General features: G+C 39.4%; 15 protein-coding genes. 3 read left to right on the top strand and 12 right to left on the bottom strand.

The genetic code is table 11. The features are described from left to right. Both ACEW8U_RS08955 and ACEW8U_RS08960 read right to left on the bottom strand, forming a co-directional pair. A partial coding sequence (locus tag ACEW8U_RS08955; protein ID WP_373521700.1) for a hypothetical protein occupies window positions 1-381 on the bottom strand: 381 nt, incomplete at its 3' end. A gap of 65 nt (window positions 382-446) precedes the next feature. After that, a complete protein-coding gene (locus ACEW8U_RS08960) occupies window positions 447-893 on the bottom strand; it encodes a GNAT family N-acetyltransferase (RefSeq protein ID WP_373521701.1) in 447 nt (148 codons plus the stop codon). A 297-nt stretch (window positions 894-1,190) separates the two neighbouring features. Between ACEW8U_RS08960 and ACEW8U_RS08965 the strand changes: the two genes are divergently transcribed. Beyond that, window positions 1,191-2,030 carry a DUF5602 domain-containing protein gene (locus ACEW8U_RS08965; protein ID WP_373521702.1) on the top strand — a complete coding sequence of 280 codons (840 nt, stop codon included), beginning with the start codon at window positions 1,191-1,193 and terminating at the stop codon, window positions 2,028-2,030. A gap of 109 nt (window positions 2,031-2,139) precedes the next feature. On the opposite strand, the gene ACEW8U_RS08970 is transcribed toward ACEW8U_RS08965, so the two are convergent. The 4 genes from ACEW8U_RS08970 to ACEW8U_RS08985 form a co-directional block, all read right to left on the bottom strand. Then, complete coding sequence (locus tag ACEW8U_RS08970) at window positions 2,140-2,805, bottom strand: NAD(P)-dependent oxidoreductase (RefSeq protein WP_373521703.1); 666 nt, start codon at window positions 2,803-2,805, stop codon at window positions 2,140-2,142. 188 nt (window positions 2,806-2,993) lie between these two features. Then, on the bottom strand, window positions 2,994-3,398 hold the full coding sequence (locus ACEW8U_RS08975; protein ID WP_373521704.1) for an SDR family oxidoreductase: 405 nt from the start codon (window positions 3,396-3,398) through the stop codon (window positions 2,994-2,996). Continuing rightward, window positions 3,379-3,501, bottom strand: a complete 123-nt coding sequence (locus ACEW8U_RS08980) for a hypothetical protein (RefSeq protein ID WP_373521705.1) — start codon at window positions 3,499-3,501, stop codon at window positions 3,379-3,381. The genes ACEW8U_RS08975 and ACEW8U_RS08980 overlap by 20 nt, the downstream gene beginning before the upstream one ends. 155 nt (window positions 3,502-3,656) lie before the next feature. After that, window positions 3,657-5,720 (bottom strand): hypothetical protein, encoded by a 2,064-nt coding sequence (locus tag ACEW8U_RS08985; RefSeq protein WP_373521706.1) that lies wholly within the window; start codon window positions 5,718-5,720, stop codon window positions 3,657-3,659. Window positions 5,721-5,922: 202 nt separating this feature from the next. Here ACEW8U_RS08985 and ACEW8U_RS08990 point away from each other — a divergent pair, with 202 nt between their 5' ends. Together ACEW8U_RS08990 and ACEW8U_RS08995 are read left to right on the top strand one after the other, a co-directional pair. Then, entirely contained in the window at window positions 5,923-6,183 is a 261-nt protein-coding gene (locus ACEW8U_RS08990) for a DUF6364 family protein (protein WP_373521707.1), read from the top strand. Then, window positions 6,173-6,607, top strand: coding sequence for a type II toxin-antitoxin system VapC family toxin (locus ACEW8U_RS08995; RefSeq protein ID WP_373521708.1), 435 nt, complete (start codon window positions 6,173-6,175; stop codon window positions 6,605-6,607). The genes ACEW8U_RS08990 and ACEW8U_RS08995 overlap by 11 nt, the downstream gene beginning before the upstream one ends. Window positions 6,608-6,643: 36 nt before the next feature. Here ACEW8U_RS08995 and ACEW8U_RS09000 read toward each other — a convergent pair whose 3' ends face one another. From ACEW8U_RS09000 to ACEW8U_RS09025, 6 genes are all read right to left on the bottom strand, one after another. Continuing rightward, window positions 6,644-7,699 carry a serine hydrolase domain-containing protein gene (locus ACEW8U_RS09000; protein ID WP_373521709.1) on the bottom strand — a complete coding sequence of 352 codons (1,056 nt, stop codon included), beginning with the start codon at window positions 7,697-7,699 and terminating at the stop codon, window positions 6,644-6,646. Window positions 7,700-7,708: 9 nt separating this feature from the next. Continuing rightward, the gene (locus tag ACEW8U_RS09005; protein ID WP_373521710.1) at window positions 7,709-9,187 is read right to left on the bottom strand and encodes a TlpA family protein disulfide reductase; all 1,479 of its coding nucleotides are present in this window, start codon (window positions 9,185-9,187) and stop codon (window positions 7,709-7,711) included. 373 nt (window positions 9,188-9,560) lie between these two features. Continuing rightward, window positions 9,561-12,017 carry an ABC transporter permease gene (locus ACEW8U_RS09010; protein ID WP_373521711.1) on the bottom strand — a complete coding sequence of 819 codons (2,457 nt, stop codon included), beginning with the start codon at window positions 12,015-12,017 and terminating at the stop codon, window positions 9,561-9,563. A gap of 698 nt (window positions 12,018-12,715) precedes the next feature. Next, window positions 12,716-15,130 carry an ABC transporter permease gene (locus tag ACEW8U_RS09015; protein ID WP_373521712.1) on the bottom strand — a complete coding sequence of 805 codons (2,415 nt, stop codon included), beginning with the start codon at window positions 15,128-15,130 and terminating at the stop codon, window positions 12,716-12,718. Between the two features lie 127 nt (window positions 15,131-15,257). Then, entirely contained in the window at window positions 15,258-17,702 is a 2,445-nt protein-coding gene (locus ACEW8U_RS09020; RefSeq protein ID WP_373521713.1) for an ABC transporter permease, read from the bottom strand. Window positions 17,703-18,151: 449 nt separating this feature from the next. Continuing rightward, window positions 18,152-20,533: an ABC transporter permease gene (locus ACEW8U_RS09025; RefSeq protein WP_373521714.1), complete on the bottom strand. Its 2,382-nt coding sequence runs from the start codon at window positions 20,531-20,533 to the stop codon at window positions 18,152-18,154. Between the last annotated feature and the right edge of the window lie 725 nt (window positions 20,534-21,258).

Raw genomic sequence — 21,258 nt, forward strand, 5'->3', positions numbered from 1 at the left:
TTCAAGAAATATTTCGGGTGCATTTTCCTGATGGAGGGAATCAAAAAATTGCCAAAATCTATGAATGTCAGAGGTTTCGACAATTAAATTTTTGGGATCTGAAAGAAGCTTTCTATTGGAAGCGATACCATTCATCAGATGGACCCCTCTAGGATCCTCGGCCAAAAAATTCAGTACTTTGTTTTGTCTAAATGCATATTCATCAAAAAGTCCTAGACCGATGGCATTTTCCAATTCACAAATCCCTTTTAAGGTATCGCCTTGGCTAATGCTGGCCCTTGATTGAGACAGCCATTCATGCACTGTTCCTTCCTGGGCATAGATATTCTGCGGCATCCAAAACGATGTAAACAGAATGAGGATTATGTATTTCAATTTCATATCTAAAGGATGGAAAAACACTTGAAAAAGTTGCCTCCACCACTTTATTTTTGGTGGCTATCTTACTATTCAAGCTTCATCCTCAACAGCGGATAATCATTTCCCTGATCGTCCTTTTCTGTTCGTTGATAAGTTTTAAAGCCGAACTTTTTGTAAAAACCAACCGCCTTCGAATTCTGTTCATTGACATCCACTTTGTCAATTTTAAGTTCCCGAACTGCAAATTCCATAAGCTTTTTGCCATGACCTTTTCCGAAAAGAGCCGGGGATAAAAACAGCATTTCCAATTTTCGTTCTGCCACTCCCAAAAATCCATAAACCGTATTGTTTTGGACTAAACAGTATACCTCCAAATCATGAAAATCTATCGTTTTCACCATTGCTTTGATGGATAGAAAATCCTCTGATTTCAAGAAAAGGTGGGTAGCCTGTACAGATTTCTCCCAAACATCAAGAAGCTGTTCCCTGTGTTCATCGGCATACATTAAGATTTCAAAGTCATGATTTTCCATAGGGTTATAATTCAATATAAAAATACCAATACATGCATAAATACCAAATGCTAATTTAAAAGGCGGGAAAGTTGTATTGCTTCAATTATTGAATCCTCATTTTGATGAAAGAATTCAGGTTAAGATTGATCCAAACATCTTACAATGCTTTATTCCAAAAGTCTTTCCTTTTCAAGGAAAAATGAGAATTTTCTAAAAAGACATGCCTTTTTTTAAAAGTAAAAATAAGATAGATGCAACCTCTATGTAAACTCTTTAATCATAATTAAAATAAACAATTCTAAACCAACTAAAAAAATGAAATTCATCAAAACAAAAACCATTTCCATTTTTGGGATCAAAACCCTTCTGGTTTTATTCCTTTTGTCTTCCTGCGAAATTTTCAAAGAAGAAAATCCGCTGATTGTGAAAGACAAAAACACACATCAGACTACCTTTTATGGCCCCGCCAAATCCTTGGGGAACGGAAAGGCACAAAGTTTTATTACACTCAACAAAGGTGGGAAGCCCGTTGCTTTCGGTGTTGCAATGAGCGAAAAATCGTTGGAAAACCTTCCTTCTGGCCAAGGAGGGCACGAGGGGCATCATTCCTTTGAATACTTACTTGAGCTTCCCACGAAGGCAAATATTTTACCCTTCAAATTTGTGACTCTGGACTGGAATCCTATGGGGCATGAACCAGAAGGTGTTTACGACCTACCCCATTTCGATTTTCATTTTTATTTGATTTCCGATGAGGAAAGATTGACGATCACCCCTTTGGCACCAAATATAATGGATCCCGAGATTCCTATGGCCAAATACATACCTACAGGATACATCCAATTGCCTGGCAGGGTTCCAAATATGGGTGTTCACTGGATAGATCCTACTGCACCCGAACTCAACGGTGAAATATTTAAGAAAAATTTCACTTATGGAACATTCAAAGAGAAGTTGGCCTTTATGGAACCTATGATCTCGCTGGATTATATCAAAAGCAAACCCACTGTGCCCGCAGATGTAATTCCCCTTCCAGGAGCATTTCAGGTATATGGATATTACCCCTCCAAATATGAAGTAAAATATAATACACAGAGAAAGGAATACCTGATCTTGATGTCGGAGTTTACTTTCAAAATGGCAGATACCGAATGATGATTGTGTTGTTTTTTTATATTGAAAATCCCCTTGAAATTTTCAAGGGGATTTTTTTACCTTACATATTTTTCAATAGCTAAAGTTAATCCAACTTCAATTGTTGATATTAGGAATAAATCACTGGTGCTTTGTGAACATACTTTTCATCTTCCAATGCAGCAAGAATAAACTGAGCTGTTTCTTTCCTACTGATTGTGAGTCCTGGTTTTTGTTCGAAATTCAAGATTGCCTTAGGAGTTTTAAATGTTTGCCGATTGGTCAAAACTACTGGCCTCACTATTGTCCAGTCCAGACCGGAGTTTCTGACCATAGCCTCTTGCCTTTCATGTTCGAGATAAGCAGGAGATAGGTTGCTGTTGTCTATAAACCAAACAAACCATCCAGGGATATAAGGCCTGCTGTCACCCACGCCCCAAGCAGAAGTAAATACCAGTCTTTTAATATCATTTTCCTTATAGGTTTTGATCAAGTTATTCATCGTCACCGACAAAAAATCCCTGGGAGTTCTTAGTGCTGCCCATGGAAAATCACTTTTTCTGGAAATATTCAAACAACTGATACAAGCATCACAACCTGAAATAGCTTGACAGAGATCTGCTTGGATTCTAGTATCTCCCTCAAAAACCTGAAGATTAATGTGGTCATAATTGACTTTGCTTCTATCCCTGACTAGAATATTCACCTGATAGCCCTGCCTTAAAGCCAGATGCAAAACTTCATTGCCAGTTCTTCCGGTTGCTCCTAGAAGAAGAATTTTTTTTGTAGGGTGCATAAAAAACAGGTTTAAATCCGGTATTAATATGAAGATACCGAAACGACCAAAAAAGTTGCACCGCTGATCGAAAGTCATATAAAATATAAAGCAGGCATTTACAGAAAGTGAATGACATCAAGTTACCCGCTAGGCAGTCGTCATCCTGAGTCACGAAGGATCTCCAGAGGCACAAAAATACAGTTGAATTACCGGAAATTAATTCGATCCATTTGGCCAAAATCATTCTTTTTCTGAACTTCAGGAGATGCTTCTCTCCGTTCAGCATGACGCTCCAGAATTTTGTCATTGGCAGGTAAGGAATCCCGGTTCTCTACCCTGGCTTCGGAACCGGCTAAAATCCCGCCATCTACATTCAGTTCGATACCCGTAACATATTGAGATTCATCTGAGGCCAAATAAAAGGCAGCATACGCCACATCGATGGGTTCCCCAAATTTGCCCAAAGGTATTCCATGTTCAACTGATCGAATGATTTTTGTTCTCATTTCACCCTCTCCCAACATGGCATCCCACATTGGGGTCATGATGGCTGCAGGATGTATGGAGTTACATCGGATATGGTAGTTCTTTTCAGCACAGTGGAGTGCCACAGATTTGGTATGGTTCCTGATGAAAAAGTCGGGCAATGGCTTCACCAATCCCCCTTGCTGAACCGGTTATCAATGCGGTTTTACCTTTTAATCTTCCTTCCATGATACTGATATTTTATAGGTTTACTTTTTTAAATATGATTGGAAAATCCTGAAGATAGTTGCTCAATTAATGAAATCAAGTCCAAATTTATCTAAAAAAAACAGACCCTATTCCTGAAATGGAAAAGGGTCTGATGGGTTTTATTTTACACTTTACTATAGCCTTATCACGTCACCAAGTGTCATATCCTCAAATTCATTAATGATATTGGCATCCCCGTTAAGTTTGGCTCCAAAATTAGCTTCCACGATTATTCCCCATCCACTTCCATTCTTAATTTTGGAATAGGTGATGTTCAAACTTGCGCTTGTGCCTGCTGTCACAGCAATATTTGACCGTCCATTTCCAAGACCAGGCATAGGTTTGCTTCCTCCTCCGGAAATAACTGAATATCTGATGATGTTTTTGAGACTGTTGGATTTGATAAGAATACCTGTCCAATACCCTCTTTGGTCACCCTCACCCTTAAGTTCAATCGGCAGCTCCGGTGTACCAACTGAAGTAAAAAATGCCCCTGAATTGATGGTCAGTAACGCATCTTGACCAAATTCAATTTTTGTTCCCGGCAATAATTTCAGTCCGGATCCGGATTGTACCTGCATACTTTTTGGCAGGTAATAGGTCACTCCCCCCGAAAGCGGACCCCATACGGTTTCACCTGCAAGGTTTATGGTGCCTTCAAATACCTCAATGGAATTTTTTAGATTATTGGAAGTAGTGATGTGGGACTCTTGGATACCTCTGACGTTGCTGATAGGAAGTGCCATGACATGATTCTTGATACCCGAAAAAGTCACCTGATCAAATTCCCCCAACATGCCTGCCAGACTTACATACACACCATATCCATCACTGTCCTGAATCTTCACATGCTTCAAATGGATTCTGTTACCCCACACATTACTGATTCCAATTGCCGCACTTTTATCTACTCCTGATCCGGCCTGACCGTTGCCGGCATTTTTTATCTCTACCCATTCAAGACGATTAACATTATTGCCTGAACTCACGACCAAGCCTCTCCACTTTTGGGTACCTGCCGGAAAAACATCAAATACAATAGGATCATCACTGCTTCCCTTTGCCATCAGAGATCCATCGTTGATCAACCTGATGTACCGGTCAGGCGCTACTCCAATTTTCACTCCTTTTTCTATGGTCAATGCAGATTTGATAACCATATTTTCTTTGATCCTGTACTTTACATTGTTCTGCAATTTTTTCCAGACAATCTCAGCATCTTCTTGTATTTCATTGCCCAAAAGCTCGGCATAATTGACTGTCTCATTTTTAGCTTCAATGATGGACTCGGCATCCAGTTTGTGTGCCTCTTTTACCGGAAGGGTGATGTTGATGCTTTCATTATGTCTAAAAACGTTATTTGAAAATTGGATAACACCGGAATTACGCACCCAAAGGCCGTTGCTGGATGAATGCTGGATTGCAGTATGGCTAAGCTTTAAAAAACTCAATTCAGAAACACCAATGGCTGTTGCTTGTGGCATGGGATGGATAGGATGCGACCCCGCGTAATTGATTTCCACATGCAGCAATTCATTCAATGGATTGTTATTAGTAAATACAATACCCGACCAATACCCTTTCGTGGCTTGCTTGCCTGTAAAAACCACCTTCTTCTCTGCAGTACCCTTGGCTATCAGGGCTCCTGATTGATTGATATGCAATCCTTTTTTGTCTTCAAAAGCAATCACCACTCCCGGCATTACGGTAAGCTTGGCTTTCACGGCAATGTCAGCAGAGACGATATAATCAGGAACAGCAGGATCTTCATTGATATCTTCCAAAACACGGTCTTGGGTGATGTCTTGGTTGATGACATTGCTTGCTGGCGCTCCTGCTACAGCGGTAAGTTTTACAGTTGCCGTCTTTTCTCCTGTCTGATTGGCGATCTTTAGTACTACTTCGTAAAGACCTAATTGGTCCGGGGTGAAGCTAGGCTTTTCCTGTGCATGGTTTGTAAGTGCCGCAGTACTGTTTGCAGGCCGGGACTTTAATGTCCAGTGGTAAGTAAATGAGAGTTGATTCCCATCACTGGAACCTGACCCGTCCAGTTGCACAGGTGTGTTGATCTGGATTTCCCTATCTGCACCGGCATTGGCAACAAGTTTGTTTTGCAACACAGGATTCTCATCCTCCTTGCAGGCAGATATAATTAGTAGCCAAAAAGCGGCTAAGATTAGAATGTTGTTAGATTTCATTGATAAGAGTTGGTTTAGAATTTTTTAAAAGAAATATCTTTGAAAAGTATTTTCATACAATGAAGAGATTGGAAAAATGAAAGGAGGGTTGCATGGGTTTTTGAAAAAAGGAAGAAAGTTTATTTTCTAATCTATGGAATTAAAAAATAGTCTTTGAAAAAGTTATGCGCATAATCTATTTTTATACGTATATTTAATCATTATGAAAAAGCGCCTCAATATTACCATAGAAGAAAAGCTCTTAAATAAAATTAAAAAATATGCTGTAGAGCAGGAAACAAGCCTTTCCAATTTGGTTGAAGAACATTTTGAAGAAATACTAAAGCCGAAAAACAAATTATCCAAGAAGATTGGATTAGTGGAATTTAAGGACTCATTGCCTCCATCCAAAAAGGAATTTCCTCAGGATTGGGATTGGAAAAAAGAATACCATAAGGCTAAAGGGAGCAAATATGGCTATTAAAGCGTTTTTTCATGTCAATGTCTTTTTGGATTTTTTCCTTGAAAGAAATACGGATCCTTCAATTTTGAATCATGTTTTTACCTTAATTGATAAAAAAGAAATGGAGGGTTTTACAACTATATCTATTCTTCAAACCTGTATCTATTATTTGGATCAGACAAAAGGCCAAATAATCACTAGAGAAATTTTGGTAATGATATTGGACAATTTTCAATTATTAGAGAGCAATCGGATGCACGTAATTCAAGCTATCCAATCCGGTCAACAAGATTTAGAAGATGCGATCCATTACTTTATAGCATTGGAAAATCAGATGGACTGCATCATCACATCCGATAAAAAGTTTTTAAAATTAGACTCGGCAATTTTGCCTTTATTGACACCTGGAAACTTTATAAAAAGATATAAGGCCTCATTTGATTGAAGGTACATTTGTCTCCGATGATAAACCATTCTTTCTTTAAATAAAAAACCTGTCAATTTTATCCAAATACCTCTCGTCTGACATTCCTGTCCTGTTAAAAAAGATTACACTTCCCCTATTTATTTTTGGGTAGATCCTGATTTCGCAGTAATACCCGCCGCCCCCACCTGCGTGTGCATAATATTTTACACCATTAATTTCTCCGGAAAACCAACCCAAGCACATACCGGTATTTGGATTGTTTTGGTTTTCCTGGAACATCATTGTTTTATATTTTTCGGAAATCAAACTACTATTCTCATTCATCAATTCTTGAACATAAGAAACAAATGCTTTGGGCTTGCCAATTAATCCCCCATAAGGTGCCCCATTGACATAATAGTTTTTGAAGGGTTTCCATCTTCCTTCCTTCTCCCCCATAAATTTCGATTTGTTGATAAACAAGCCTAAAATGAGGTTGGAAAAAGTCATCCATTTATGGTAGCCTTTTGCGTGTTCATCGGTATTTGAAATGGAAAATGCCAAATCATCTTGGCATATTGGCAGTTTTCGGACGATGTTTTCAATGATATAGTCTTCAAAGGTTTTACCGGAAACTTCCTCAATCAATTGCCCCAAAATCACATAGTTTAAATTTGAATAAGCAAACTTTTCATTGGGTTTGGATTTGACCTTCTTGTTTTTTTGAAAGATTTGATGAAAATAAGCGTTTCTTTCAAATGATTGATTTTCGCTTTCCAAGTGAATCCATGCAAGCGGAATTGGGTTTGGTATTCCTGAGGAATGGTTCAACAGTTGTGTTACAGTAATTTCAGGTCCGAATTGAAAAAGAGGTAAATAATAGATTACAGGCTTTTCCAACTCCAATAATCCACGCTCTACCAACTGTAAAGTGGCAATGGCAGTAAACGTTTTTGTGACCGATAAGGCATGATAAGTTGTATTTGCATCCACCTTTTTCTGGCCTCCGATATCTGCAAAACCCTGTTGGAAAGATTCGATGGTCTTATGTTGGTCAAAGAAGAAATATTGAAAAGAGGGTGATTTGCCTTTTTCTATTTCATTGTTCAATTTTTGTTCGGCCTTTGTCATTTGTGGGATTTATTGATTCAACAATTTATCAATATCTTCATGAATATCCTTTGAGCGCTTTGCTCTTGCTTTAACAATCTTCCCATTTTGATCAATAAGAACATGGGTTGGAGCAAAATTTATTTTATAGTCCCGAATTGCTTCATTTCTAAATTGATCTTCTGCAACAAGATGAACTCCGGGGAAAGGTTTATTGTCAAGGAATTTTCCAAACCTTTGATTTTTCCCTGCTATGAATTCTTTCCAGCGAATAATATCTGAACTGTGTTCCAATGCTACATAAACGAAATTCACTGGTTTGTCTTTATACTTCTCTTGCAATGATAAAGCATCCGGAATTTCTTCGATGCAAGGATAACACCATGTGCCCCAAAAATCGATATACACAATTTTTCCTTTGAAGTCACTTAGTTTATGCAGGACACCATTTGAATCAGGCAATACAAAGTCAGGTGCCTGACTTCCGGGTTCCAAGTTTTTGAAGCTTGCTATATTCAATTCAAAACGGTTTCGATTAATATCGCTTGAAAAATGACTTCGCATATTATCTTCAAATAACTTCAAATGATCAAAAAAATCATCGGCAATCAATCCGAATGAGTACTCACCAATTGTACTCAAAGCCAGTATGTCTGTCCAAGATGATTTGGTTTGATGGGCAATAAAATTCAATTTCCAATTCAGATTTTCTTTCCACCATTCTTCTTCATTTCGATTTTTAAATGCCAGTTGAGCTTTATCAGTTAAATATTTACCAGACAATAATTTAGCGGAGGTAGTTTTGGAAAAATCGTTGTTGAAATAGATACTATCAAGGAAAGTGTAGTAAGTCTTATCGGGAAAAAAGTAATCAAATTCACCGTGAGTATAATAATTCCTCCTTTCCAAATGCTCCAAGAGGAAAGCAGCCCTTTCGGCATCTAATGTATTCAAATGGTATTTCTTTACAACTTTAGGAATTGATGAAAACGAATTTAACGCATTTACCCTTTCAAAATGAATGCTATCTATGAATCTTTTGAATTCAAGTTCAGACGTAAAATGGTCACTCGTAATTTTGTCAAAGAATAACTTATCCTTGGGAAAAATGGTATAATCCTTTTCCAGATGCCTGAGTTTTTCACTTCCTTTTCCACCAATTAAAAATTTCGGCTCTTCACTCCATGAAGATTGTTCAATGTATATTGAATCATTTGAGTCAATGAAAATATCAGCCTTTAGCTGATGATAATTATTGCTGATGATTTGATAGAAATTTGGTTCTGTTGAGGTAAAGCTGAAACTGAACCGGCCTAGACTATCTGTCATTACAGTAGGAAATGCTTCCTTGCTTTTAAGTCCAGGGAAATAATCATCAACTGGAATCAACGTAATGGTTGCATTCTGTAAGTCGGGTAAAATACCGCAAACTATTGTTTGCGAGTCTTTTTCATTGCATGAACCCAAAACAATTAACAAGGCAATGGTGAACAACATCCTGTGTTTCATAGGTATCATATTTCAAAATGAATATAATTGAAATTCACTCAAACTCATATTTCCATTATATAACTATACGATTATAAAAGTAAGATCCGGGTTGCACGGGTTGATGAAAAAAAAAGGAGACTTTTAATCTGTCTATGAACATCAAATCTCGAAATCCGCAAACCTTTGAGGTCTTCCCCTCCACGACGACAAGACCTCGAAGGTTATTTCTGGGATTTAACCTTTAGTAAAAAACAATACTTCTCCGGGGGAAATATTTCTATCATATTTCAACTTAATTTCCACCATATTTCAATTTATTGCCTTTTCCTCAGGACAATGACCTTCGAGGTTTAAAAAAAACCTCAAAGGTCGCAAAATCTTAAATCCCCTCCTACTCCCCCTTTAATGAATCCACCGGATTAGTGGATGCTGCTCGAAAAGATTGAATCCCCATAACAGACCAAGCAATCAACATGACGATACCGATCGCTATCAATACTGTATTCAAACCCAGTTCAACTCTATATTGGTAATCCTCCAGCCATTTGCTCATACCCCACCAAGCCAATGGTGCTGCAACTATAAAGGATATCAAAATCAATTTGGTAAACTCCTTAGACAGTAATAGTACCAATGAACTTACAGAGGCACCCAAGGCCTTTCTGATGCCAATTTCCTTTCTACGCTGCTCTGCGGTGAAGGCCGTCAAGGCAAATAATCCCATGCAGGCAATGAAAATGGCAAATCCGGTAAATGCTGCAAAGACTTTTCCTATCCTTGTCTCCGAGGCATACATCGATGAAAATCTCTCATCCAAAAATTCATAATTAAAAGGTTGTCCAGGTGCCAGTTCCTTCCATTTGTCCTCCACCAATTGAAGCACTTCTTGGGCATTTTGCGCCTTGAACTTAAAAGAAGCAATACCTGATGGATTGGAATCTACGAATAACATTACAGCTCCAATATTTTCCTTTAAAGATTCAAAATGAAAATTTTCAACCACACCGACTACCGTTTTGACTTCCAAATTTTCCGTGTTCAAACCTGTCACATTATCCCCTGAAAAGGATGTGATTTTCTGTCCAATGGGATCACCTTCAAAGTTAAAATTTCTCACCGCTGACTCATTGATAATTACCGCAGAAGAGTCGGATGGAAAATCCAATGAGAAGTCCCTTCCTTGGACTATCTTCATGCCCAAAGTCCTAACATAATCAAAATCCACTTTCCAGTTTTGTATGGACACCATATTTTCCTGGTCTTGGGTATCCCGGCCCATTACCCACCAAGGATTGTCCGACCGATTGGTACCTGATACCGGTAGAAATCCACTTAGAGTCCCCTTTTCGATCAATGAACTCGCCAAAACCTCCTGCTTGAATGTCTGTTTTTGGACACCCAAAGCATACAAGTCATGTACCATGACAATCTGGTCCTTGCTGAAACCCAGATTTTTATTTTGGATAAAATTCATCTGTGAAAAAAGTACTACCGTACAGAAAATCAGGAATATGGAAATGGAAAACTGAAATACCACCAAGGAACTTCTTACCACAGCGCTTTTCATTCCACTGGAAATATCCCCTTTCAAAACTTTGGCCGGCTTAAAGCCCGAAAGGAAAAGCGCCGGATAAATCCCCGCGATCAAGCCAACTATTATCGCTCCAAGCAGAAGAATGCCATAAAAAATGATGGAATCAAGAGGCAAACTTAAATTTCTGCCTGCCAAGTCATTGAAAAAGGGAAGTAAAAGAGATGCTATAAATACAGCTAGGACAAAAGATATGAAACTCATCAAAAAGGTCTCTGCCATAAATTGAAAAATCAATTCAGACCTACCCGAACCCATACTTTTGCGTACACCAACTTCCTTGGCACGGTTGGAGGATTTTGCGGTGGCCAAGTTCATAAAGTTGATACATGCGATCAACAGGATAAATACTGCAATGGCAATGAACAAATACACATAAGTAATTGAAAAATTAGCCTTGAACTCTCCCAACAAATCACTGTGCAAATGTATATCTAACAAGGGCTGTAATGTATACTCCACCTTATTACCTGATTCTCTGAATTTTTCCAAGGTAAAATCCTCTCCCATGACCTGCTTGAGTACAGGAGTCAGATGCTTTTCTGCCATCGCGGCAATCTTTAGATCTATTTCCTTTTGATCTGAATTGGGATTTACCAGGATATAGGTCTGGAAATTATTGCCAAGCCAATGTTCAGACTTAGCTTCGGGCAATCCTTCGGCTGCAAGGAGAACATGGAAATTAAAGTGGCTGTTTTCAGGAATATCTTCATATACTCCCGTGATTTTATAGTCTGTTTTATTATCCAGTATCAAGGTTTGCCCCACGGCATTTTCTCCTTTAAAAAACTTTTCTACCATGGTTTGACTGATAAGCATTGTATTGGGTTCGTCCAATGCCCCTTCCCTTCTGCCTTGAACCAAGGGAATATCAAACACCTCCAAAAAATTCTTTCCTGCAAAGATTACATTGTTTTCTTTGATATTGTCCTCATACCTTTTAATCAAAAAAGAACCCTGATTTCTAAAATGAATCGCAGCTTCCACTTCGGGGATTTCCGCCATTAAGGCATCTGCCATAGGTGCAGGTGCATAAGTCATTTTATAAGCATTTCCTCCAAATACAATATCAGAAGTCACACGATATATTCGTTCTGAATTAGGAAAGTGCCTGTCATATCCCAGTTCATTCCGAACAAAAAGCGCTATGATCAGGCAAAGGGCTATGCCCAAGGACAATCCCAAAACATTGATAATGGATATACTCTTAGTTTTCCAAAAGCTTCTCAGTGCGATTTTTAAGATGTTTTTTAGCATTGGTTTAGGGGTTTGGTTTAGTTTGAAGGGTTTTGGTTATTGTAACAAGTACAAAGTACCAAGACAGGGGCCTCGGTCTTGTTTTGCAACCCTTTGATTTTATTTGACATTTTCTTCCAGTCTTATTGTTGTATAACCTCCCAAATCTTGGGACAGACCCTAAGGGATAATTCAACTTATATTTTTTGGTATTCTACATCGCCCGTGCCTACGGCACTCCGGAAACTTACACTTTATACCTAATCCCGGCAATGAATTGCCGGGCTAAGATATCGGTCATGCCTACGGCATTTGGTAAATTTTTCCCTTCTCACCTTGTTCTTGGATCCCCGATACTGGGGCAGGCTTTGTTTCTTGGCTCCTCCCCCTTCATCCTTCATCCTTTTCTCATCGGCTCTCGCTTCTCTCCCCTTATCCCTAAAGAGATTACCACGTCGCACGAAGTACTATTCAAAGCATCAAATTTTCCTAAGTGCTCCTCGCAATGACGCACCACCTTCATCCTTCATCCTTTATCCTTTCATCCCCTATCCTTTACTTAACCCTTCAACCCACTTGGTCTCAATTCTTAAATCTTAAATCTAAAATTTTCATCCTTCATCCTTCCCTCTCGGTTCTCGCTTCTCGTCTTTCGCTTCTTTTTTCTAGGTTCTTGATTCTTGGCTCTTACCTTCATCCCTTATCCTTCATCCTTTTACTCACTCGCTCTTCAATATCTCCGCCGGATTGGTTTTGGCTACTCCGATGGAATGGAACCCGACTACAAGAAGGGCCAATATCAGGACTCCAAATCCAACACCTGCAAACATCAAATAGGGCATGTCTATTTTGTAGGCAAATTCTTGCAACCACATATTGCTGAGATAATAGGCCGGATAAACAGCCAAAGCAAATGAAACCAGCACCAACCAAATATATTGCGTGGAGATCAATCCTATCAGCTGCAAAACGCCAGCCCCAAGAACTTTCCGGATGCTTATTTCTTTGGTTCTTTGGGCAATGGTGAAGGATGAAAGTCCAAATAGACCCAATATGGAAATCAGAATTGCCATGCCAGATGCAAAACCCAATACACCCTGAATCTTACGGTCTTCTTCATAAAATTGAGCCAACTGTTCCTCCATGAAACTGAATGACGCTGTTTCCTGAGGATACATTACTTTATACTCATTTTCCAACCTTTCTTTGGCGTAAGCTAGATTTTGCTTGCCTGATACTTTGGCGATCATCATGTGAAAATAATCTGGATTAAAAGTCAGTACCATAGGCAAGATTTCTTCCCTCAAACTTGAAGCATTGAAATTTTCCAGAACACCTACGATGGTTTTTGGATTTCCTCCAAACCTGACAATGGTACCTACAGCTTCGGAAGGATTGCTAAAACCTGCTTCACTCAAAAAATTACGGTTGACCAATAATTCATCCTCCTGATTATGGGCTTTTCTTCCGGCTAATAATTTAAGCTGATGAACGTCAACAAAGGCTGAATCCACATTCATGGTGTGCACATAAAGTATAGTTTCGCTAGAATCTTTTGGGATATAAAGGTCAGAAGTCCACATGCTGTTGGAAGAAACCAACACCCCACTTAGACTTACCCCTTCGATAAAGCTTTCGTTTCTCAATCTATCCGCTAGCGTTTCCCTGGTATCCTTATCTCCCCTAAACGGAAGATTAGTATACAGCACGGCATCCTTTTCAAAACCCAAAGGTTGAGAACTGATATATTTCAGTTGGGAGGATAGCACCGCGACCAAAATTATAAATGCAATCGATGCAGAAAATTGGAGCACGGTAAGATTTTTTCTTAGAAATACACCCAAAGAAAACCCATGTACGTGATGAACTTCACCTTTGAGGGCTCTTTGAGGCTGATACCTTGCCAGCACCAAAGCAGGATATAATCCGGAAATGAATGTTAGTAGCAACGTCAAACCAAAAAGAAACACAAGGCTCAAACTGTTAATGTAAGATGGTTCGAAGCCTTGGGGAAGGTACTCCTGAAAATATTTCGTAATCAAATCAGCGAACAAAACAGCAACAAAACCTGCAATCAACACAATGGTAAAGGTTTCACTTAAAAACTGTAAAATCAATTGCCCCCGCTGACTGCCCAAAGTTTTTCTGATGCCTACTTCTTTGGCCCTATTGATGGCCTGTGCGGTCTCCAGGTTGATGAAATTCAGACATGCTAACATAAGAATAATAATACCTATGTAAATCAACCCATCTAACATGGCTTGAGAAACTGCCGTATCATCATAATTTTCATTGAAATGGATATTGGCCAATGGTTCGGCAAAAAAATAAGTACTGGAATTGTCCACACCCTTATAGTGCTTTTCAGAAATGGTTTCCAATCCTTCATCAATATCTGATTGGGTGGCATTTTCCGCTGACAACACAAATAACTGACTGGAAGTATTGAAGTTGCCCCAACTTTGAAGTCCATACCAATCCTCTTTTTCTTTTTTGTTGATTGTGCTGAAGGAAATGAAATCCTGAAAAAAGAAATCCGTTCTTTCCTCGTAATCTTTGACCACACCTTTTACCTGGGCCATGATGGAATCATTGGCATCTATCCAAAGAATTTCCTTGCCCAAAATATCGTGTGGTGCCAATCCAGGAAAATATTTTTCCATACTGGCCACGGTAATTACCGCAGAACTGGGTTCCTCCAAGGCAGTAATCTGATTACCTGCCAGCCATTCTCTTTTGAAAATCTGCATAAAACCAGGATCCGCAAAAGCAACTTTATTACTTCGACCAAGCTGACGGTTTTGCTCCGGTATTGATACCATCGTTTCATGCAGGGTATATAATCGCCCCTTTGCTGAAATATTGGCAAGTTCTTGGTCGATCACTTCACCTAAGGGCCCGGGGGTGGCGGAAGATTGATTGGGGATGCCCGGTTCCCATTCCATGCTGGAATTGATCCTAAAAATCCTATCCGCTTTGGCATGAAATTTATCAAAGTCATGGGCAAAATAAACCACATTGAAAACCAACAAACAAACAGCCATTCCCAAAGAAAGACCCAACACATGTACCAAGGTCCTGAGTTTGTTCCGCTTGATATTTCTGATTGCGATAATGAGGTAGTTTTTTAGCATTGGTTTTTGGTTTTTTGTTTTGTGTGGAAGTTAGAAGTCCGAAGTTGGACTGAAATTTTCTTCCGTCTTCCGTCTCCCGTCTCCCGTCTTAATGTTAAGTAGCAGACAATCCGATTTTCAAATCCCATTAATCATCTTTTAAAGTATCCACAGGATTCATTTGTGCTGCTCGGATGGATTGGCTGGTGACGATAAATACCACCAAACTCAAACCCACTATCAGGATCAAAATAAAATTGATCAAAGAAGGCCACTGTCTGACTGCGAACTGTGAAATCCAACCTTGCATCACATACCAACTCAGTGGCAGAGCCAATAAAGCACCCAAAAGTGTGATGAAAATAAATTCCTTGTTCATCATCCAAGAAATGCTCCATCCAGAGGCCCCCAATACTTTTCTGATTCCGATTTCCTTTAATCTTCCCGAAATGGACATAGCAACCATTGCAAACAAACCCATGAAAGCAATTAAAATAGCGATCATAGAAGCCAATAACACCATTTTGCCCAAGCGATCCTCGGATACATATTGTTGCTGTATGGTCTCATCCAAAAAGGAGATTTGAAATACTTCTCCTGGATAAACCTTTTCCCATTCCGTTTCCAGAATATTTTTAAATGTTGCAAAATCATCTGTTCCGGATTTTACGATCAACTTGGAATTGGTACTGGACCTGATCATCAAATTATTAATTCCACTCAAGACCAATTCCGGAGATTTAGTGATTAAAAGGGGTTCTACAGGTTGGTAAAGGGAGGCATAGTGGAAATCATCGACAACACCTACTATCTGATGTGAGATGAAGTCAGTGCTGGGCAACAGTTCCCCCGTAGGATCCTGCCATCCAAATGCCTCGACAAATTTCTTGTTGACAAGGATTGCGGAACTATCTGCCGTAGGAGATGGGTCAATCCTCCTTCCTTCCAACAACTTCAGGCCCAATGTCTCCATATAATCCCCTGCTATAAAATTGACCTTAAAGTTAAAGGCGGTGCCATCCTCAAGCGGAAATGCAGCGTCCCAATAGGCATTGTCCCCATAAGTTCCCATCGTGATTCCGGAAGAACTGATTTCCGAACGGTTTTCCAAAGCTTGATGATACAAATCTGCTTTTCTGAATCCTTCCTTGATAGATATGGCAAAACTGGCTGATGAGTGATTTGGTGTTTCAATTACCACAATCTGATCTTTATCAAAACCCAAATCAAAATCCCTGATGGCGTTCATCTGATTGTACATCACAAGGGTGGAAGCTATCAACAAGAATGAGATGAAAAACTGGAACGCCATCAAGCCCTTGCGAAGGCCTTGTTTGCCAAAGTGAATGGAAAGGTTTCCTTTAAGGACTTTTATAGGCTGCAAAGCGGAAAGAAAAAATGAAGGATAGGCTCCAGAAAGGAGTGTGATAAAAACCACTAATCCCAAAAGGACAAAGATTTGGGAAGTCCCAAATGCCAAAACCAATTGCTTTTCGAATAAATTATTGAACGTGGGCAAAATCAATTTCGCCAATAGAACACCAAAGATGGTGGCAAAAAAGGTAATCAGAAATGCCTCTGTCAGGAATTGAAAGACCAATTGTTTGAAATTTGCTCCCATGGTTTTTCTTACGCCGACTTCCTTGGCCCGTGTAATTGATCTTCCGATGGCCATAGTTGTGAAATTGATACAGGCTATCAACAAAACCAATAGCGCAATACCAGCTAAAATCCATAACAAAGATGCCTTGGTAGTTTCGAGTCCCCCATTTCCTTTTGCCTGGGAAAAGTGCATTTCAGAAATCGGATGAAACGTGAAATAATACTCCCCTTTCACATAATTTTCCCCAAGGGATTTTTGCATGAGGGCATCCATACTTTTTTCTAAAGTCACAACCTGTTCTGGTGACTGCAATTTTACAATATTTTGTCCCCATACATTATACCATGAATCTAACCCTCGCCTATCTGCAAAGTAATCCATGTTTTCTTTGGGCAAAAGCATTTCAAATTTCATTGAAGAATTAGAAGGGATATCCTCTAACAAACCAGTTACCTGATATTCCAGATAAACCTCCCCCATTTTCATTTGGATGGTTTTGCCAATAGGGTTCTCCTGTCCAAAATATCTTTGTGCAACAGTCTCGGTGATGACCAAGCTAAATTTATCCTGTAGCTGGGAAGCAAGGTCTCCCATAATCAATTTAAAACCAAAAATCTCCAAAAAGTCAGGATCTACCATCAAAAAAGATTGGTTTTGGGAAGTCTCGTCAGGTAGGATCGCTTGCACTCCGCCATTAGTAATGACTGTGATCTTTTCTATCTGGGGGAATTCACTTCTGAAAACCGACTCAACCACAAAAGGTGTTGAGAACGATTCCATCATTTCCCCATCGATCTTCTCATGGGCCATTACCCGAAAGATTTTTTCGGACTCTGGATGAAAATTATCATAGCTCAATTCAAACTGGACAAAGAAAAAAACAAGGATACCGACTCCCAAACCTATAGATAATCCAATCAGGTTGATTCCGGTATGCAGCCGATGCTTCATGATGTTCCTTATCGCGATTTTTAAGTAGTTTTTTATCATTGGGGTTTTTGATTTAGCTTTTTTTGTGGGAAGTTGGAGAGTTGGGAGTCCGAAGGAAAGTTGTCGGATGACCGATGTGGGGAGTTGGAACACTTTGTCACAGGTTCTTAATACCCCGAATACTTAAGTTCTAACTTTATTTCTTAACATATTTCTCATCTCTCCCAACTGTCTCGTTTCTCTCATCTCGATTCTCGCTTCCCTTTTCTTGGCTCTTGGTTCTTGGCTCTTGCTTTTCTCCCCTTATCCCTTTAGAGATTGCCACGACGCACGAAGGACTATTCCAAAATCTCAAAGTTTCCAAAGTGCTCCTCGCAATGACGCACCACCTTCATCCCTTATCCTTTACTTAACCCTTCAACCCACTCAGACTCAATTCTTAAATCTAAAATCTTAAATTTAAAATTCTACTCTGTGTATCCCTCATCCTTCTACCTTCATCCCTCCAATCACTCGCTCTTTAGCGAATGGACAGGATTGGCCCACGCTGCTTGAATGGATTTGTACCCGGCAGTTAGGAGTGCCATCAGCAAGGTGGCCAAAAAGGCCATGGCAACCAAGCCCCAAGAAATCTGAATCCTATAGGCAAATCCTTCCAACCATTTATTCATGACATATATGGCCAATGGTGTGGCAAGTATAAAGGCAACGCAAACCAACAACAGGTATTCTTTGGAAACCAATAGCAGGATTTGGCCTGTATTGGCTCCCAAAACCTTTCTTACTCCAATTTCCTTTACTTTTAAAAGGGTCAAAAAAGAAACCAACCCATAAAGCCCAATACAACCTACAATCACTGCGATGACTGAAAAAAGCGTGAAAAGGGAAGTGAGTTTTGTCTCACTTTCATAAAATTTTGCAATTTTTTCATCCAAGAAACTATATTCGAAATTAAATTCAGGATAGAGCTCACTAAAGATTTTTTCCACATCCTCCATTACCATGTTGGCATTACTTTGTGTGATTTTCAAACCTACTGTTCGGTAAAGTCTGGGATTGGTCAATATAAATGTTGGTTCAGGTTCAGCCTTAAGTGACATCGTATAAAAATCCCTGACCACTCCAGAGATTGGTGCTTCTGTCCCTCCGATGTTCACATAAACCCCTAACAAATCTTCCGGATTTTCGAATCCTGCTTTTTTGGCAAATGACTCGGTCGCCAAAAACCGGGTTACCGTATCCGATTTGATCAGATCCTCCCCAAATTTGATTTCCAAGCCATAGGTATCAACATAGTGTTCATCGGCAGACTTGATCTGAATGGTATATTCTTCCCCACTTTCAGTCATGATCACATTGGTACTAGAAACGGAAGAAGATGATGGTTCGAAACTGGAAAGGGACACATGGTCAATACTTGTTAAATTCCTTAACCTTTCTGCCAACAAGTTGCTTTTCTCCATGTTTCTCTCAGGAATCACAAAACTCGCCACGGCATCCTGCTGGAAACCAAGGTCGGCCGAACGCAGGTGATTGATCTGATAAGCCAACACCAAGGTGCCAATAATAAAGAACTGGGTAATGACAAATTGTACCAGCACCAAACCTTTCCTAAGGACAAAGGAAGTGCTTTTTTTGGTCTGGAACTGGCTTTTGATGGCATTAATAGGATTCAACTTACTGATGCTAAATGAGGGATAAAATCCTGCCATAAAGGTGATGGTCGTCCACATCATCAAAATCAAGAATATACCTTCGAAGGAAAAGAAAATCCCAAAATTGGTTTTGACTTCCAAAAAATCATTGAGATATCGGAGTGAAATCTGTGTAGCTATCAGGGACAACAAAATGGCCATAAAAGTTAACAAACCAGTTTCACTCAAAAACTGGCTGATGATATTTCCTTTGTGGCCACCAAAAACTTTCCTCAAACCCACTTCTTTGGATCTTTGGGAAGAAAGAGCGGTGCTGAGGTTGACAAAATTGATGCTTGCAGTCACCAATAAAAACAAGGCGACCACATACAATGCTGTGATTATGGAACGGCTAATCACTTGAAAACTATAATTGGTATATTTCTCATTAAAGTGCAGGTCACTTAAAGGCTGAAGTTTATGGGCACGCTTTTCCCGAAAGTCCTCACCAATATGTTTGTCCACAAAAGCAGGTATCCCAGCCTCAATTTCCCGGACATCTTCGGGGTTGTTGATGACTACATAAAACTGGTCATCGCTATAAATGCTGAACCATGCCCCTCTTTCCCTGCCTTCTCTAAGGTTTTCATAAGAAAGAAAGATGTCAAAAGGAAAGTCGGTGTTATCCGGAAAATCAGCCATTACTGCTTCCACTACATAAACATCCTCTTTTTGAAACTGAATGGTTTGTCCTATAGGGTCTGCCGTTCCAAAGTATTTTTCTGCATAGGCTTTTGAAATGACGGCTTGGTTGGGCTGATGGAGGATACCATCGGATTTCCCTTTGAGGATTTCCCTGTCAAAAACCCTGAAAAAATCCCCTGTGGTAAAGCCAATCTGAGATTCCTGAAAATATTTTTCCCCACCACCTGCCAAAACCGTAATGAGTCCATTGTGGCTGCCTGAAATCAGCACGGATTCCTCTATTCCCTTAAAGTCATTGACAAAGGCTTCTTTCAAAACTACGGGTACACCCGGTGTATGATATTCCCTGGAACCCTCAAAAGTATCGGTAACAACTCTGTAAATATGATCGGCCTTGGTGTGGAACTGATCAAAACTGTTCAGATGCCAAGTAAGTGCAAAAACCACCAAACTACAAGTAATCCCCAATCCAAGGCCAAGGATATTGATGCCTGCGTACACTTTGCGTTTCATTAGATTTCTCCAGGCAATAAGGAAGTAATTTTTCAACATGTTCTTCTCAGTTTATAGACGCAAGAACCCCGGAAATAAAAATGACCATTCCAGAACGATTTACCTTTGCCAATACCCATGCCAAGTGGAAATACCCATGAAAGCCCTAATCAGGCTTAATTTAAGGGAAAAAGGTTTTTGTTGCGAACATTATTGTTCGTGAGCGGACGAAGTTGGATTATTGCATTCTTTGTTTCTAAAAATCTAAATTGTTCAGCCATTGAATTGTCTTTTGTATTTAAGAAAAATTTGAATTGGATTTGGTTCTTTTTGTCTAGGCAGTTTATCTAAACTTATTTGTATCAATTTCAACGGAAAACTCAACTTCATTCGACCCCTTCGAGGTCGTTGGTTCAAAGACAATCATTTTTTCTATAAAGATGTGACCCTTTCAGGGTCGGCTCTCGGTGTTTGATAGTTTTCCAACTAACCTCATTTTAAAATCAAGCCAATTATCCCGAAGGGATAACATGTTTATAGATAATAAAATAAATGCAAAACAGGCCGACCCAGAAGGGGTCGCATAAGCTTTTACCTAACAATACTCAATCATCTTCTATCCAATCAAACAAATATTCATCTTTATACTCACTTTTTTCGTTGCCGAACTTCTTTGATGCTTTTTTAACCTCCATTACCAAATCAGAAAGGCGACAAGAAGGTTTCTTTTCAATCCCTCTTCTGTGCAAAAAGCCATTCCAGTACTCCGGGGGTATCTTCAATTA

Source organism: Aquiflexum sp., assembly GCF_041751335.1.
Taxonomy (GTDB): Bacteria; Bacteroidota; Bacteroidia; order Cytophagales; family Cyclobacteriaceae; genus Aquiflexum.

Excerpts from the sequence above, each read along its gene's own strand:
- ACEW8U_RS08995 (WP_373521708.1), top strand. The coding sequence starts at position 6,173 with ATGGCTATTAAAGCGTTTTTTCATGTCAATGTCTTTTTGGATTTTTTC.
- ACEW8U_RS08985 (WP_373521706.1), bottom strand. The coding sequence starts at position 5,720 with ATGAAATCTAACAACATTCTAATCTTAGCCGCTTTTTGGCTACTAATT.
- ACEW8U_RS09015 (WP_373521712.1), bottom strand. The coding sequence starts at position 15,130 with ATGCTAAAAAACTACCTCATTATCGCAATCAGAAATATCAAGCGGAAC.
- ACEW8U_RS08960 (WP_373521701.1), bottom strand. The coding sequence starts at position 893 with ATGGAAAATCATGACTTTGAAATCTTAATGTATGCCGATGAACACAGG.
- ACEW8U_RS09010 (WP_373521711.1), bottom strand. The coding sequence starts at position 12,017 with ATGCTAAAAAACATCTTAAAAATCGCACTGAGAAGCTTTTGGAAAACT.
- ACEW8U_RS09005 (WP_373521710.1), bottom strand. The coding sequence starts at position 9,187 with ATGAAACACAGGATGTTGTTCACCATTGCCTTGTTAATTGTTTTGGGT.
- ACEW8U_RS09020 (WP_373521713.1), bottom strand. The coding sequence starts at position 17,702 with ATGATAAAAAACTACTTAAAAATCGCGATAAGGAACATCATGAAGCAT.
- ACEW8U_RS08980 (WP_373521705.1), bottom strand. The coding sequence starts at position 3,501 with ATGGAAGGAAGATTAAAAGGTAAAACCGCATTGATAACCGGTTCAGCA.
- ACEW8U_RS08970 (WP_373521703.1), bottom strand. The coding sequence starts at position 2,805 with ATGCACCCTACAAAAAAAATTCTTCTTCTAGGAGCAACCGGAAGAACT.
- ACEW8U_RS09000 (WP_373521709.1), bottom strand. The coding sequence starts at position 7,699 with ATGACAAAGGCCGAACAAAAATTGAACAATGAAATAGAAAAAGGCAAA.
- ACEW8U_RS08965 (WP_373521702.1), top strand. The coding sequence starts at position 1,191 with ATGAAATTCATCAAAACAAAAACCATTTCCATTTTTGGGATCAAAACC.
- ACEW8U_RS08990 (WP_373521707.1), top strand. The coding sequence starts at position 5,923 with ATGAAAAAGCGCCTCAATATTACCATAGAAGAAAAGCTCTTAAATAAA.
- ACEW8U_RS09025 (WP_373521714.1), bottom strand. The coding sequence starts at position 20,533 with ATGTTGAAAAATTACTTCCTTATTGCCTGGAGAAATCTAATGAAACGC.